We start from the raw sequence: 14,276 nt of genomic DNA, 5'->3' as shown, positions 1-14,276 counted from the left end.
GCGGAAGTTACTTCCGTGCCTTGTAACGCTACCAGATACTCCCCCTTTGAAGGGGGCGAAGGGGGATGTTTACACAGGAGGACACGCATTGCAGATTATTCCCCTCCCTGGAGGGGGAGGGTTTTCTTCGCTTGCCCATGCAGTACCGCTTGCTCCAATGACCTCGTAGTGTCCGGAGGACCTGCGAGCGTCTGTGCCAAGGTCCTTACTACTTCAACTGCCCCGCCCTCATCCTAGCCTTCTCCCAGAGGGAGAAGGAACGGCGCCGTTTACGTTTTCGGGCTGTTTTGGCCAAAACAGCCCGAAAACAGAAAGGCTCCCGCTTTTCAGCAGGAGCCTTTTGTCTTGATACGTGATACGTGCTACTAGCTACCGCAGGTCTACTACTTTTACCCCTTTGTATTTGCTCTTGTCAAACGCGAAGGTGCTGGCGGTTACCGGCGGATTGGGGGTGAACTTCTTCACTGTGTAGGTGTAGCGGTTGCCGTTCTTCCGGAACATTTTCCAGGATTTCAGGGAGTGGTCTTTCTTGCTGATGTGCAGCCGTACTTTGTAGACTTGGTTGTCCCGGTCTTCGGGCGAGAGGTCAATCACGTGTACGGCTTCGCCGCCTTCTTTGGCCTCTTCGGCGTACACGTACTTATAGCCTTTTTTGTAGAGGTTGTAAATCTGGCTGGGCGTCATCTCGGTTTCCTCGGGGTCATAGTCAGACACGGTCACCTCGTTCACGTCTTTCATAAACGTCCAGATGGTAGAGCCGTTGTTGATGACTTCCTGTCCGGCCACCGCCAGTCTGAATTTATTGCCGGCCACGGTAATATCACCAGTCATGTTTTCCTTCACCTTGGCCGACGGGCTTTCCAGGGTCTGCGTGAAATTAACTTTAAAGGCGTTCATGGCTTGGTATTTCTTGCTCATGGCGTCCAACACCTTTTGGGCGGCGGGGTCTTTGGAGTTATTCTGCGCGCTGGTAAACTGTACCACAGCGAACAAAGCGAGCAGAAGGGAAAAGAATCGTTTCATGGTCTATCTTTTAAAATAAATGGATTCGTGGTTACGAATCCATGTTATTCAATAACTGTTCCAAACTGTATTCATCTGGAATTAAAACCTCACGCGCCTTGCTGCCTTCAAACGGACCCACCACGCCGGCGGCCTCCAGTTGGTCAATTAAACGGCCGGCGCGGTTGTAGCCCAGTTTCAGGCGGCGCTGCAGGAGCGAGGTACTTCCCTGTTGGTGCGTGACCACAATACGGGCGGCCTCTTCAAACATGGCGTCTTTGTTGCTCGGGTCAAAGTCAGCTTTGTCATTGCCGCCTTCATCCCCCACAAATTCTGGCAACAGGTAGGCATCTGAATAGCCCTGCTGCTCGCCAATGAATTCGCAAATGCGGTCAACTTCGGGCGTATCTACAAATGCACACTGCACCCTAATTAGGTCTGAACCCAGCGAGAAAAGCATATCACCTTGGCCAATCAACTGGTCAGCGCCGCCGGTGTCCAGAATGGTGCGGGAGTCAATTTTAGACGTTACCTTGAAGGAAATACGCGCCGGGAAGTTGGCTTTGATGATACCCGTAATCACGTTCACACTTGGCCGCTGCGTAGCCACCACCAGGTGAATCCCGATGGCCCGGGCCAGCTGCGCCAGACGGGCAATTGGGGTTTCCACCTCTTTCCCGGCGGTCATCATCAAGTCGGCTAACTCGTCAATCACCAGTACAATGAACGGCATGAAACGGTGACCCTTCTTGGGGTTCAGGCGGCGCTCTACGAATTTCAGGTTGTATTCCTTCAAGTTCCGGCACCCGGCGTCTTTCAATAAATCATAGCGCTGGTCCATCTCCATACAGAGCGAGTTCAGCGTGTTCACCACCTTCTTGGTGTCGGTGATGATGGCCTCGTCGGTGTCGGGCAGTTTGGCCAAAAAGTGGCGCTCAATCTTGTTGAACAGAGACAATTCTACCTTCTTAGGGTCTACCAACACAAACTTCAACTGTGACGGGTGACGCTTGTACAGCAAGGAGGTCAAAATAGCATTCAACCCCACCGATTTACCCTGACCCGTAGCCCCGGCCATGAGCAAGTGCGGCATTTTGGCCAAATCTGCTATAAACACCTCATTGGTGATGGTTTTCCCGAAGGCAATGGGCAAATCCATCTCGCTTTTTAGGAACTTCTCGGTGCTCAGGATAGATTTGATGGACACCATCTCCTTCTTCTTGTTCGGCACCTCAATCCCGATGGTTCCTTTGCCCGGAATGGGCGCGATAATACGGATACCAAGGGCAGCCAAACTCAACGCGATGTCATCTTCCAGGCTCTTAATCTTGGAGATACGCACGCCCGCGTCCGGCACAATTTCATACAGCGTCACGGTAGGGCCAATGGTGGCTTTAATACTGGCGATGCCGATGCTGTAGTTCCCCAGCGTCTCCACAATCTTGTCTTTGTTGGCCTCCAGTTCTTCTTTGGTCACCTGCACTTTGCCCACGCCGTAGTCAATGAGCAGGTCAATAGACGGGTACTGATAGCGCGGCAAATCTAAGGTGGGGTCGTAGTTTTCGCTCACCAGCTCGTCAGATTCCTCTTCTTCGGCCACTTTCTGCACGGCTAAATCCAGCTCCGGCTCGGCCTCGGGCTCCTGAATGAGCACGTCCTCGTCCTGTTCAAGCTCTAAAGACAACGGCAGCGAACTAACCGGTGTGGTCATTTTGGGCGTTACCGGCAACTCGTTCACTTCAAACAGGTCTTCCTCCGGCTCGTTTTCTTCTTCGGCGTACGCCGAGGCAAATTCCTGCTCCTCCTCTTCCTCCTGCTCCTGCACGGCAAACGGCGCCGGGAACGCGTTTTCTTCTTCCTCTTCTTCTTCGTCCTCAAACGTGCCCGATGGGTTGCTCAGGTGGTTCATGCCCACACTTGGGGAGGCGTATACGCCCGCTTCTGACGTGGCAAACGGGGCATTTTTCTTTTCAGACGTTTCGTCCTCCGCCGTGGCGGAAGTTCTGGAACGCCCAATGGTGGTGATATTGAAGAAGAAAATCACGAACAGCACCAACAGAAACGCCAGCAGCAGCCCGGTTCCCCAGCCTAACAGACTCTGCAACCAGATAGCCGACTCAAACCCGATGGCGCCGCTCAGAAAGCTCAATTTATCTACTACGTTCCCAACCAAGACCACGTAGCCGGTGGTCACGGTGCCCCACAGCAGCCCGAACAGGCAAAGCGTGACCACCGATGAAAACGTGACCGTAGTGCGCCGGAAGACGATTTTGTAGCCAATGAAAAAGATGATGGGAATGAAAAAGAACGAGGCCACCCCAAACCAGCGGTTGATGAAATAATCTGACACCCACGCCCCGAACAGACCCAGCCAGTTTTCAGACTCCAGCCCGGCCTCCTTCACCTCAGCGGCCGTCACCGATTCTACCACGCTCTGGTCGGCGGTGCCGGTGAACAGGAAAGACACGAAGGCAATGGCCAGGTACAACGCTGATAGCAGGAAAAAGAACCCCACGCCCAGCTGCAAGCGGCGGTCTTTCACAAAATTGAAGGAAAGCTGCGGCTTGGGAAACGGCTTCCTGGTTTTAGGCTCCTTGGGTTCTTTGGGCGCGCGCGTCTCTGTCCTTCCCTTCGGCTCATTCTGGACCCGCGGCGCATTTTTAGGCCGGGGCACATTCCCTACTTCGCGTTTATATGTATTCGTTGCCATGACAATCTCCAAACCTCAAATCTACATTTTTTCAGGCAATCTGCCGACAAGATTCTTCCAGTATCTGCTCTTCTGTATATAGGGATATTGCTAAGTTACCCGTCCCAGCAGGGCTGTGGTTTGAGTTCTCGTTTCCGGCGTATTTTGACGAAAACAGGCCGAAAACGGGATAAGTTTTGTTGGTGAGTGTACCTCTGCAGAAGTGAAACCCACCCCTACCTCTCCAAGGAGGAGAATGTATGTTTAGCTCCTGCTTTTGCAGAGTTCTACCCTGCTTTTGCGGAGTTCTACTCCGCAAACTTCCTGCCGGGGAGTTCTACTCCCCTTCTTTTGCGCCTGCCCGGCTTTTGCACATGGCAGCCAGCGGAGTAGAACTCCGCAGCAGTTCAATTCGGGAGTTGAACTCCCGAATTGCAGATAGCAGATTCCGTCTACAATGACCTTGCTTTTCCGACGGCGCAGCCGCTCAACGGCCTTCCCCCGCTCTTCCGGATTTGCAATCCGGAAGGAGGTACTATGGGGATTTGCAATCCCCTTTTCTCTGCCTGAGGCGGATTGCAAATCCCGAACAGCAAAACATCCTGGCTTTCTGTTTCCGGCCTGTTTTGGCGAAAACAGGCCGAAAAACGTATCTGTAGCGTCGTGGCACTGACACGACGTGGTTCTCCGCAGCAGGTCAGGCACCGGCACCTATTACCCTTATTATCCCTGATGGCTGGTTTGTTCTTTTGGGCGGCGTATTCGTTTCATGGAGACACGTCGTGTCAGTGCCACGACGCTACAGTACCCTATCTCGCAGAATAAATTCAGCGCCGTTTTTGGCCTGTTTTTCGCAAAACAGCCCAAAAACAGAAAACCGCCGCCAACTATTTCTGCAACAGCCGCTGGTTGATGCGTTTAATCAGGCTGGGGCCTTCGTAAATGAAACCGGTGTAGAGCTGCACCAGATCGGCACCGGCGTTGAGCTTTTCTAAAGCATCTTCGGGGGTCATGATGCCGCCCACGCCTACCAACCGCACTTGCTCAGGCAGATTCTGGCGCAGATATTTCAAGACTTCAGTAGAGGCGTGGGTCAATGGTTTTCCGCTGAGGCCGCCCATGCCAATGGCTTCTACGGCTTGCGCCGAAGTCTGCAAACCGGCCCGGCTGATGGTGGTGTTGGTGGCGATGACGCCGGAGAGATTGGTCTGCACGGCAATCTCCACAATATCATCTAACTGGGCGTGATTCAAATCTGGGGCAATTTTGAGGAGCAGCGGTTTGGGCCGAGCTTTGCCTTGGTTGCGGTTTTGCAGGTTGCTCAGCAGCTCAAGCAGCGGTTCTTTCTCCTGTAGCGCGCGCAAATCTGGGGTGTTGGGCGAGCTCACGTTCACCACAAAATAATCTACCACGTCATACAGCGCGTCAAAACACAGGAGATAATCCTGCAGCGCCTGTTCGTTTGGCGTGACTTTGTTCTTACCTATGTTTCCGCCCACAATGACGTTGCTTTTCCGGCTGCGCAGCCGCTCCACGGCTTTCTCCACGCCCTCATTGTTGAAGCCCATGCGGTTGATGATGGCCCCGTCTTGCGGCAACCGGAACAACCTCGGTTTGGGGTTTCCGCTTTGTGGTTTGGGCGTGAGCGTGCCAATCTCAATGAACCCGAAGCCCAATTCAGCGAACTCGTCAATCATGCGGGCGTCTTTGTCAAACCCCGCGGCCAAGCCCACCGGGTTGGGGAACGTGAGCCCGAAGACCTTCCGCTCCAGGCGTTTGTCCTCTACCTGAAACAGGTTTTTGCTGATGGTTTTGGCCAGGGGCAGCTGGTAGGCCGTTTTAAGCGCCGAGGTAGTGAGATGATGGACGTTCTCAGGGTCTAGTTTGAAAAGGAGCGGTCTTAGGAGTTCTTTGTACACGGCGGCAGTAGGTTTGGGCAAAGATAAAAAAGAATGGCTTGCCTGTTGGCCCTTCGTCTTTACCTTAGCGTGGTCAACTCTCTTTTCTGAACAAAAACCAAGGTTTTTTCCGTAGGATAAAAGACACCCATCAGCCTTGCGCCTATGAACGCCAGTAAAAAATGCCCCCATTGCGGCCAATGGTCTGCCTGGAACCAAAGCCCCCATGACCGCTGCGAGCACTGCCAGGGAATTCTGGCCCCAGACGCTTTGGCCCGCCAACAGGCGCAGTCCCTACGGAAACAGGAAGAAAAGGAGCGTTTCACGGTAGATTTCATCCAAATCAACCCAGAAGACCCGTGGTATACCAAGTTTTTTAAACGGATTGGCCTGGGATTTCAGCTGACTTTTGTGGGCGTGGTGTCTTTTCTCTTATGGCTCATCGCGGTGCTGGCCGGTTAGTTTGGCCAACCCTTAGCCCGCTGTTCTGGGGGCTGGCTGTGGTGTACCTGGGGCATTGGGTTTGGCGCTGGCTGGAGCTGCCCAGGCCGGCGTGGGTGCGGTTTTACCTGGATGACCTGCTCTGCCTCCCGCTGGTGCTCACCGTGACGCTGTTGGTGATGCGGTTTTTCTACGGCCACCAAGTGCGGTTCTCCAAATACCACGTGCTGTTTACGGTGCTCTACTTCGCCCTGGCGTTTGAGGTGTTCTTCCCGCAATTCCTGCCGCGTTATACCGGTGATGGGGTAGATGCGGGGTTGTACGCCTTGGGCGGATGGATTTTCTATAGGTTTTTGAACAGGTGAATTCCGTTTTGGGCAGGCTGAGTTCCAAGAATGGAGAAAATACGCCTTTCCGTTTTCGGCCTGTTTTCGTGAAAACAGCGCCAAAACGCACCCATAACCTCAGGCTGCCCGCAACGGTATAATCAGGCTATGCAGGAGAAAGGAACCATTTACATTGGCACGTCTGGGTGGCACTACCCGTACTGGAAAGGCAACTTCTACCCGGCGGGCATGGCCTCCAAGGACTTCACCAGGCACTACATCCAATTCCTCAACACTGTAGAAATCAACAACTCCTTCTACCGTCTGCCTTCGGCCGAAACTTTTGCGAATTGGCGGGCGAGCGTACCCCATGATTTCCTGTTTGCCGTGAAAGCCAGCCGCTACATCACCCACATGAAAAAGCTGAAGGAGCCGCAGCAGGGACTGGCGCAGTTTCTGGGCAATGCGCAGGCGCTGGAGGAAAAGCTGGGGCCAATTCTGTTTCAGCTGCCCCCGGCGTGGCGGGTGAACGTGGAGCGGTTCCGGGATTTTCTGCAGGCCCTCCCGCCGTACCACCGCTACACCTTTGAGTTTAGGGAACCCACGTGGTACCACCCCGAGATTTACGACCTGCTAAGGCAGCACCACCATGCGTTCTGTATTTATGAGCTGGCCGGGCATATGTCGCCGCTGGAGGTGACCGCAGATTTTGTGTACGTGCGCCTGCACGGCCCTACCTTGAACAAGTACCAGGGCAGCTACCCAGACAGCGCTATGGAGTGGTGGGCCAACAAATGCCACCAATGGGCCAATGACGGGAAAGATGTGTATGTGTACTTTGACAATGACCAGAACGGCTACGCCGCGTTCAATGCCCTTACGCTGCAGGCAATGGTGAGAACGGGAACCCCCACGGCATAAGAAGAGCCGTTTCTGGTCTGTTTTTCAGAAAACAGGCCGAAAACAGAAAAGGCGGGATTCAACTGGTGTTCCTCAGGGAACTAGGGCCAGAGATTTTTTTAACAAAAAACAGCTACAAGTAGGTAAACCTGTAGCTGCTCCTGTACTTGACTATTTTTTTTACCCGCCTCTAGCGCACCATGAGCTCCCGCTCGTAAAACACCTTATCAGATTGGGTGGGTTTTCCCGGCTCAGTGCAGTAATACACCCGCTTCGCATACCGCCGCACCACTAATTTCACTTCCGGATTCGTCTTCGCGTACACTTCCGCCCCATTGGGATATAAATTTTCTTCCATCCTGTAAGGTACGCATAAATAACCGCGGTAACCGGAAAATTTTGGTCTGGTCTGACGATAGTTTTCCCTATACAACCAACTACTGGCTTAAAAGCCGAAAAAGGCCCTTAGTCATTCTCCCGAACCAACAAATAGGTAGTGGCCAGGATGCCGTTCTGCCGCGTACCTTCATCAACCCCCAGGCTCAGCTGCGTGGCCACCGTCTGGATATAAAACCCATTGTCTAAAAAATGGGAAATTTGACTGGTGGTATCATTGGTGGAGACTTGGTTGTTTCCTGGTTTTGGGTACTCTACCCTGCTCAATACTGTAATCACCCGCTGTTCCATATTCTAATCAGGTTGTAGGTCTCTATGCAACAAATCTACGGAAATGAATTTACTGGGATTGAAAGTTTTGCCCAATCCTAGGCTCCAGCCCGTACGCCCCCGCCAGCAGTTCATAGCTGCGCAGGCGGTCCTGGAAATCATGGGTGATGGTCACCACCACTATCTCCTCTACATTATACTCCTCGGCCAGTATATCCAGTTGGGTCTTCACCTGTTCTGGCGTTCCGAAGACGGCGCGTTGGCGGTTGTACTGCACCTGCGCCAGCTCGTCTGGGGTGAGGTCTGCGTAGAATTCCCTGGCTTTCTCTAACGACGGCACGCCGCCTGATTTCCCCTGCCTGATGTGCAGCATGAGCATGTCCATGGAAAGCTGCAGTTCCTCGGCGCGTTCCTGGGTGTCTGCACAAATCACAAATATCCCAAAGTTGCCGGCAGGTTGCTTCAGTAAAGTTGACGGGCTGAACCGGGACTGGTAGGCGCGCATAGTTTCGGCCCCGCCGTTGGGGTTGATGAAGTGCGCAAACGAGAAACCCATCCCAAAATGCGCCGCAAACACGCCGCTTTGCCCGCTGGAACTCAACAGCCAACGCTCCGGGGCCGTGGCTGAGCGGGGTGTGACCTTCACCTCTGCCGTAAATTCGCCGCCAATGCCGTCTTGCAGGTAGCGGTCTATGTCTCTTAGCTGCTCAATAAAATCCTGCTCGTTGAAAAGGTTGTAGGGGTTGAGCAGCGCGGCCGTTTTTCTATCGGTGCCGGGCGCCCGGCCAATGCCCAGGTCAATGCGGTTGGGGTAGAGCGCCTCCAGCAGCCTGAAATTCTCAGCCACTTTTAAGGCGCTGTAGTGCGGCAGCATCACGCCGCCCGAGCCAATGCGCAAATGTTTGGTCTGCGCCGCCAGGTGCGGAATCAGGACTTCGGGCGCAGGCCCGGCCAGACCCAGCGTGTTGTGGTGCTCAGACACCCAGTAGCGGTGGTAGCCCAATCTGTCGGTCAACTGCGCCAACTGCAGTGTTTCCTGCAACGCCTGTTCGGCGGTGCCGCCCTCCCGCACCGGTGACTGGTCCAGCACGCTCAATTTTATCTTTCTGGTCTCTGCCATGTCAGTTTCAGTTCAAGTTGTTACAAGCGTTTACTCATGCGCTTCCTGTTTTCGGCCTGTTTTCAGAAAAACAGCTTAAAAACGGAAAATACAGTTGGTTGCGAGTTGGCTTTCCATGGCGCAAGCGTCCGCTTGTGACCGCACGCATTGCTCTGTGAAGTTGGCACAAGCGGACGCTTGCGCCATATTCCGCCGTTCCCCTTCTGAAGCCAAAAGCTTCATCGACTTTCCTCCTTCCCATATTTCCATTCTGGAAGAATCTCGTGAGCGAACTAGAAAAGCGTAGTAGCAAAAGCCTTGACCGTTCGCAACCAAGTTCCTTTCAGGATGACAGCGTGAGGAGAGAGACTTTAAGAGTACCTCCCGTCTTCGGCGTAAGCCGCTGCACCATATCTGTTTTACGGCTAATTTGGGAAAAGTAGCCCGGAAACGGTGTAACCTTGGCAGTATCATTGGGGTAAGCATAGCCCTGACTAAGTTGACCACGTACTTACCGCATGCCGCTTTTCAACTCCTACTTTGGTGCTCTTTCTGTTTGGCTCAATACCCGCCGCAAGCGGTGGCTGGCGCGGCACGGGGAGAAACTAACCTTGACGTACTGGCGGAAGCTGGACAAAAAAGGCTGGCTGCGGGTCATTGGCAAGACGGCAGCGGCGGGTTTTCTGGTGTTTTTCCTGTTCTACCTGTCGGTGTACTTTGGGTTGTTTGGGTGGCTGCCCACTAAACGGCAACTCAAGGCCGTGCAGAACAGCATGCCCTCTGAAGTCTATACCGCTGACAGTGTCTTAATTGGCCGTTTTTTCATTCAGGACCGCACCAACATCAAATATGACCAGATTGCTGAACCGGTGGTGCAGGCGCTGGTGGCCACCGAAGACGCCCGTTTCTACGAGCACAACGGCGTGGACTACCAAAGCCTGGGCCGCGTGTTCATTAAATCTTTGCTCCTGCAAGAGGAAAACTCCGGCGGCGGAAGCACCCTGTCGCAGCAGCTGGCCAAAAACCTGTTCCCGCGCAAGAACCTGGGCTTTCTGTCTATGCCCGTGAACAAGATGCGCGAGATTATTCTGGCTAAGCGGTTTGAGGCGGTCTATAACAAGCAGGAGGTGCTGGAACTCTACCTGAACACGGTGCCCATGGGCGGCAACGTGTACGGGATTGAATCGGCGGCGCGGCGGTTTTTCAACACCTCGGCAGATTCCCTGAAAATAGAGGAGGCGGCCGTGCTCATCGGGTTGCTGAAAGGCACCACCTCGTACCACCCCAAGCTGTACCCTGAGCGGTCTAAGCAGCGCCGGAACGTGGTGCTGGCGCAGATGGCCAAGTACGGCTACCTCACCCCCGCGCAGAAAGATTCGCTGCAACAGCTTCCGCTGAAGCTGGCCTACAACGTCTACTCCCACAACAGCGGTCTGGCTACGTATTTCAGGGAGCACCTGCGCGAGGAGCTCACCCGCTGGGCCAGCCAGCAGGAAAAGCCCGATGGAGAGAAGTACAACCTCTACTCTGACGGCCTCAGGATTTACACCACTCTGGACAGCCGTGCCCAGCGCCATGCCGAGGCTGCTCTCAAGCAGCGCATGTACGCCCTGCAGCTCGCGTTTGACAAACACTGGGGCCGGAAACTCCCTTGGTCAGGCCAGCCTGATATTTTGAAAGCGGCCAAAGAACGTAGTCTGCGCTACAAACGCCTCAAAGCCGCCGGAAAATCAGACAGAGAAATAGATGAAGCCTTCAACACGCCGCGCAAAATGAGCATCTTCCGGTACAGCGGTGCGGTCACTAAAACCCTTAGCCCGTTAGACTCCATCAGGCACCATTTGCGCTACCTGCAGGCCGGCTTCATTGCCATGGAACCCGAAACGGGGTATATCAAAGCCTGGGTGGGCGGTATGAACCACACCCACTTCAAGTATGACCACGTGCGGTCAAAGCGGCAGGTGGGTTCTACGTTTAAACCCATTGTGTACGCCGCCGCCCTGGAACGCGGCATCTCACCGTGCTCCTACTTCCCCAATGACCGCCGCGTGTTCCCCGAGTTTGACAACTGGTCGCCCCGCAATGCAGATGAGAAATACGGCGGCGCGTATTCCATGCAGGGGGCGTTAACCCATTCGGTGAATACGGTGGCGGTGAATACGGCCTTGCAGGTGGGGCTGCCGTCTGTCATTTCCCTGGCCAAGAACCTGGGTATGAAAGAGGAGATGAAGGAAACCCCGGCCCTTGCCCTCGGCACCGCCGATGCCAGTCTGCTGGAAATGGTCACTGCCTATGCCACCTTCGCCAACGGCGGCTACCAGGTAGAGCCCACTTATTTATTGCGCCTTGTAGACCGCCAGGGCCGCGTGCTGCTGGACAAAACCACCCCCGCCCGCGGAAGGCAGATTCTGTCCCGCCAAACAGTGCTTCTGCTCCGGCCCATGCTCCAGAGCGTGGTGGAACAGGGAACCGGCCGCCGCCTGCGCCGCGATTACCGCCTGAACATGGACATTGCCGGCAAAACCGGTACCACGCAATCGCACGCCGATGGTTGGTTTATTGGCTTCACCCCTGATCTGGTGGCCGGGGCCTGGGTGGGCGGTGAAGACCGCAGAATCCGGTTCCGGGACTTGGAGCAGGGCGGCGGAGCCAACACGGCCCTGCCTATCTGGGGCAGTTTCTATGAGCTACTGGTCAAAGACCGCGACTACCGCCGCTACGCCTACAGCCGCTTCTCGCCGCTCCCGCCCATGTTGCAGAGTTTCCTGAACTGTCCGCCCTACCAGCCGCCGGTGGTGTTGGCCCCTGTGGAGGAAAGAGGCATAGACGACTTTTTTGAACGTACCGGCCGAAAAATAAAGGACCTGTTCAAGCGCAAGGGCAAGAAGAAGGACAAAGAAAAGGACTGGCAGCGGGATTTGGAGGAAAAGCTGGAGAAGCGGGAACGCGGTAGAGGGAGAGGCCGGGGGAGAGATTAGGAGGAGAGGGAATAGGCTGTAAGTAAGGATTTGATGAAATAAGCTTAAAATGCCCATTACCTGGACTTATAACTTTAGCTTGAGATATTTCGAAACAACTAGTTTCACTTTAGGGCAACTTTTCATATCTTCACTTCGTGAAAAAGCAGAGGCATCGGCAAATTATTTTCTATAAAAACTACTTTGAGGAGTTTTTTCTCAAGCAGAAAGAAAAAGTCAAAGCCAAAATCATCTGGACGTTTGACCTGATAGAAGAATTGGAACGTGTGCCTGAAACGTATCTTAAACATATTGAGAGTACAACTGGGCTCTATGAGGTTCGTGTACAACAAGGGAGTGACATCTTCCGGATTTTCTGCTTCTTTGACCAAGGCCGCTTAGTTGTCATCATGAATGGATTTCAAAAAAAGACACAAAAAGCGCCAAAACAGGAAATAGAAAAGGCTTTAAGAATAAAAGAAGAATATGAACAGGAAAGAAAATAACACCATAACCCTGGACCAGTTCAAGGAGAAGCACTTTGGACAGGTGGGAACCGAAAGACGTGATGAGTTAGAAGCCGGATATGAAAATTTCAAAATAGGAGCGCTCATTCATGAGGCAAGACTTGAAAAGGGATTGACCCAGGCAGAACTTGCCGCAAAGATTGGAACTACAAAATCCTATATTTCTAAAATTGAGAATAACATCAAAGAAGTGCGTCTCTCCACTTTGAAAAAAATCATTGAGCTAGGCCTAGGCGGCCAACTAGAACTATCAATAAAATTGTAATGCCTCAAATCAAAAAGCCTCACCCGTTTCCAACAGGTGAGGCTTTCTTATCTATTTCCGTTTTCGGCCTCTTTTGGCCAAAACAGGCCGAAAACGCTTTATGCTTTACTTCTCTCTAAGGTAATCTTTGACCGGAGAATTACGCCGCCCAACGGAGGGTTGTACTTAGACACCTGCACTTTGACGTGTTCCAGGTGCGGGTACTCCTGAAAAGCGCCCTCTAAGATGCGGTGGCCTAAGTGCTCCAGGAGTCGGGCGGGCTGGTTCATTTCGCGCTGCACAATCTGGTAGAGCTTTTCATAATCTACCGTTTTAGACAGGTCATCAGAAATGGAGGCCTCCTCCAGGTCTGCCTCTATGTAGAGGTCAATGCGGTAGCGGTTGCCAATCTTCTGCTCCTCGTCATAAAAACCGTGGTAGGCGTAGAACTCCATGCCTTCCAGCGCGACTTGCCCCATATTCCCTGGCTTAGATTTCGTCAAAGAAAGAACCGCCGCTGGCAGCTACCACGGGCGCTGGGGCCGGCTTCACCTGATTGGTCATAGGCGGCTGAATCTCTGGCGTGGTGGGCACTGGTTGCTCGCGCTCGGGCTCCGGCTCTTCTACCGGCGTTGGGCTTGGTGCCGGTGGAATGTCTGGTTTAGGCTCTTCGCGCTTGGGCGGGTCAATAGACGGCGTGGGAATGTGCGGTGGCACAATCTCTGGGGTGCGTGGGTGCACATCTGGCGCCGGATTAGGCGTAGTGACCGGAGGCAAGGTGCCCGGGGTATCCGGAATGGCCTCGCGGCTACCGCCGCCGCCAATGCCGTAGGCCTGCGGTTGGTCGGTTAAATGCGCAGCTGATACCTCTGCTGGTTTAGCAACAGGTGTAACGGGTGCTATGGGTGTTGCGGTGAATGCGTTCATAAACGTATCTTTTTCGTCCTCGGGGCGCTTGGCTTTTGCCTGCGCGGCCCGTGATAAGATACTGCCAATGGCGGCTTTGGGTTTTGCCTTGGTCTTTTCTACTTTCTCCAGCGCGTCTGAAGCCAGGCTCTGCAGGTCGCGCACCATGCTCTCCAGGTAGTCTTCCAGACGAAGGTAGTCCAGCTCCAGGTTTTTCACTTCGCCCTGCATGTCAGTGATGGTTTTGTCAGCTTGCTGGTAGGCGTTGTCCAGCACGCTGCGGGCTTTCTGGCGGGCGGCTTCCAGGAGTTGGTCGGCTTGCAGTTGCGCTTCGCGAATCTGGAGGTCAGCCGCTTTAGAGGCCTGCTCTACCATGCTGTTGCTGGTGTCTTCGGCGGTTTTGAGCGTTTTGTAGAGTGATGATTCCACTTCGCGCAGTTTCTGCACCTCGCGGTTAGCCACTTCCAACTTCACTTTCAGGTCTTTGTTCTCGTCCTGCAGTTTTTCCCACTGCTGTGACAAGTTCAACAAAAAGGCCTGTACCTCATCTTTGTCTAACCCTCTGAATGCTTTCTCAAACGTTTTCTGCCTGATTTCTAACGGTGTAATCTTCATATCTAC

At 53.7% G+C, this 14,276-nt stretch carries 14 protein-coding genes; 6 read left to right on the top strand and 8 right to left on the bottom strand.

Translation table 11 applies throughout. The features are described from left to right. Nucleotides 1-369 precede the first annotated feature (369 nt). From lolA1 to FHS90_RS00540, 3 genes are all read right to left on the bottom strand, one after another. The gene (lolA1, locus tag FHS90_RS00550) at nucleotides 370-1,023 is read right to left on the bottom strand and encodes an outer membrane lipoprotein periplasmic chaperone LolA1 (protein ID WP_182511181.1); all 654 of its coding nucleotides are present in this window, start codon (nucleotides 1,021-1,023) and stop codon (nucleotides 370-372) included. Between the two features lie 31 nt (nucleotides 1,024-1,054). Further along, on the bottom strand, nucleotides 1,055-3,712 hold the full coding sequence (locus tag FHS90_RS00545) for an FtsK/SpoIIIE family DNA translocase (RefSeq protein ID WP_182511180.1): 2,658 nt from the start codon (nucleotides 3,710-3,712) through the stop codon (nucleotides 1,055-1,057). 866 nt (nucleotides 3,713-4,578) lie between these two features. Then, nucleotides 4,579-5,610: a quinone-dependent dihydroorotate dehydrogenase gene (locus FHS90_RS00540; RefSeq protein ID WP_182511551.1), complete on the bottom strand. Its 1,032-nt coding sequence runs from the start codon at nucleotides 5,608-5,610 to the stop codon at nucleotides 4,579-4,581. Between the two features lie 144 nt (nucleotides 5,611-5,754). Here FHS90_RS00540 and FHS90_RS00535 point away from each other — a divergent pair, with 144 nt between their 5' ends. The 3 genes from FHS90_RS00535 to FHS90_RS00525 all read left to right on the top strand — a co-directional run bounded on the left by FHS90_RS00535 (nucleotide 5,755) and on the right by FHS90_RS00525 (nucleotide 7,277). After that, nucleotides 5,755-6,051 carry a hypothetical protein gene (locus tag FHS90_RS00535; RefSeq protein ID WP_182511179.1) on the top strand — a complete coding sequence of 99 codons (297 nt, stop codon included), beginning with the start codon at nucleotides 5,755-5,757 and terminating at the stop codon, nucleotides 6,049-6,051. Next, nucleotides 6,024-6,395, top strand: a complete 372-nt coding sequence (locus FHS90_RS00530) for a magnesium citrate secondary transporter (RefSeq protein ID WP_182511178.1) — start codon at nucleotides 6,024-6,026, stop codon at nucleotides 6,393-6,395. The genes FHS90_RS00535 and FHS90_RS00530 overlap by 28 nt, the downstream gene beginning before the upstream one ends. A gap of 129 nt (nucleotides 6,396-6,524) precedes the next feature. Next, nucleotides 6,525-7,277: a DUF72 domain-containing protein gene (locus FHS90_RS00525; protein WP_182511177.1), complete on the top strand. Its 753-nt coding sequence runs from the start codon at nucleotides 6,525-6,527 to the stop codon at nucleotides 7,275-7,277. A gap of 169 nt (nucleotides 7,278-7,446) precedes the next feature. Here the strand turns inward: FHS90_RS00525 and FHS90_RS00520 are convergent, their stop codons facing one another. The 3 genes from FHS90_RS00520 to FHS90_RS00510 all read right to left on the bottom strand — a co-directional run bounded on the left by FHS90_RS00520 (nucleotide 7,447) and on the right by FHS90_RS00510 (nucleotide 9,042). Then, nucleotides 7,447-7,614, bottom strand: coding sequence for a hypothetical protein (locus FHS90_RS00520; protein ID WP_169818146.1), 168 nt, complete (start codon nucleotides 7,612-7,614; stop codon nucleotides 7,447-7,449). 107 nt (nucleotides 7,615-7,721) lie between these two features. Continuing rightward, a complete protein-coding gene (locus FHS90_RS00515) occupies nucleotides 7,722-7,943 on the bottom strand; it encodes a hypothetical protein (protein WP_066838050.1) in 222 nt (73 codons plus the stop codon). A gap of 49 nt (nucleotides 7,944-7,992) precedes the next feature. Beyond that, entirely contained in the window at nucleotides 7,993-9,042 is a 1,050-nt protein-coding gene (locus FHS90_RS00510; RefSeq protein ID WP_182511176.1) for an LLM class flavin-dependent oxidoreductase, read from the bottom strand. A gap of 497 nt (nucleotides 9,043-9,539) precedes the next feature. Here FHS90_RS00510 and FHS90_RS00505 point away from each other — a divergent pair, with 497 nt between their 5' ends. The 3 genes from FHS90_RS00505 (at nucleotide 9,540) to FHS90_RS00495 (ending at nucleotide 12,770) form a co-directional block, all read left to right on the top strand. Further along, on the top strand, nucleotides 9,540-11,999 hold the full coding sequence (locus FHS90_RS00505) for a penicillin-binding protein 1A (RefSeq protein WP_182511175.1): 2,460 nt from the start codon (nucleotides 9,540-9,542) through the stop codon (nucleotides 11,997-11,999). Nucleotides 12,000-12,136: 137 nt separating this feature from the next. Beyond that, nucleotides 12,137-12,484, top strand: a complete 348-nt coding sequence (locus FHS90_RS00500) for a type II toxin-antitoxin system RelE/ParE family toxin (protein ID WP_182511174.1) — start codon at nucleotides 12,137-12,139, stop codon at nucleotides 12,482-12,484. After that, nucleotides 12,465-12,770: a type II toxin-antitoxin system RelB family anti-toxin gene (locus FHS90_RS00495; protein ID WP_066838055.1), complete on the top strand. Its 306-nt coding sequence runs from the start codon at nucleotides 12,465-12,467 to the stop codon at nucleotides 12,768-12,770. The genes FHS90_RS00500 and FHS90_RS00495 overlap by 20 nt, the downstream gene beginning before the upstream one ends. Before the next feature lie 98 nt (nucleotides 12,771-12,868). Here FHS90_RS00495 and folB read toward each other — a convergent pair whose 3' ends face one another. Further along, nucleotides 12,869-13,228, bottom strand: coding sequence for a dihydroneopterin aldolase (folB, locus tag FHS90_RS00490; RefSeq protein ID WP_182511173.1), 360 nt, complete (start codon nucleotides 13,226-13,228; stop codon nucleotides 12,869-12,871). Nucleotides 13,229-13,238: 10 nt separating this feature from the next. Next, the gene (locus FHS90_RS00485; RefSeq protein ID WP_182511172.1) at nucleotides 13,239-14,270 is read right to left on the bottom strand and encodes a DivIVA domain-containing protein; all 1,032 of its coding nucleotides are present in this window, start codon (nucleotides 14,268-14,270) and stop codon (nucleotides 13,239-13,241) included. Between the last annotated feature and the right edge of the window lie 6 nt (nucleotides 14,271-14,276).

This window comes from Rufibacter ruber (assembly GCF_014138425.1).
Lineage (GTDB): Bacteria > Bacteroidota > Bacteroidia > Cytophagales > Hymenobacteraceae > Nibribacter > Nibribacter ruber_C.
The sequence above is the reverse complement of the archived record's forward strand: the minus strand, read 5'-3'. Positions and strand labels throughout refer to the sequence as shown.

Bases quoted from the DNA above. Each gene is read 5' to 3' on its own strand.
- lolA1 (WP_182511181.1), bottom strand. From the start codon at position 1,023: ATGAAACGATTCTTTTCCCTTCTGCTCGCTTTGTTCGCTGTGGTACAG.
- FHS90_RS00545 (WP_182511180.1), bottom strand. From the start codon at position 3,712: ATGGCAACGAATACATATAAACGCGAAGTAGGGAATGTGCCCCGGCCT.
- FHS90_RS00535 (WP_182511179.1), top strand. From the start codon at position 5,755: ATGAACGCCAGTAAAAAATGCCCCCATTGCGGCCAATGGTCTGCCTGG.
- FHS90_RS00530 (WP_182511178.1), top strand. From the start codon at position 6,024: ATGGCTCATCGCGGTGCTGGCCGGTTAGTTTGGCCAACCCTTAGCCCG.
- FHS90_RS00525 (WP_182511177.1), top strand. From the start codon at position 6,525: ATGCAGGAGAAAGGAACCATTTACATTGGCACGTCTGGGTGGCACTAC.
- FHS90_RS00520 (WP_169818146.1), bottom strand. From the start codon at position 7,614: ATGGAAGAAAATTTATATCCCAATGGGGCGGAAGTGTACGCGAAGACG.
- FHS90_RS00515 (WP_066838050.1), bottom strand. From the start codon at position 7,943: ATGGAACAGCGGGTGATTACAGTATTGAGCAGGGTAGAGTACCCAAAA.
- FHS90_RS00510 (WP_182511176.1), bottom strand. From the start codon at position 9,042: ATGGCAGAGACCAGAAAGATAAAATTGAGCGTGCTGGACCAGTCACCG.
- FHS90_RS00505 (WP_182511175.1), top strand. From the start codon at position 9,540: ATGCCGCTTTTCAACTCCTACTTTGGTGCTCTTTCTGTTTGGCTCAAT.
- FHS90_RS00495 (WP_066838055.1), top strand. From the start codon at position 12,465: ATGAACAGGAAAGAAAATAACACCATAACCCTGGACCAGTTCAAGGAG.
- folB (WP_182511173.1), bottom strand. From the start codon at position 13,228: ATGGGGCAAGTCGCGCTGGAAGGCATGGAGTTCTACGCCTACCACGGT.
- FHS90_RS00485 (WP_182511172.1), bottom strand. From the start codon at position 14,270: ATGAAGATTACACCGTTAGAAATCAGGCAGAAAACGTTTGAGAAAGCA.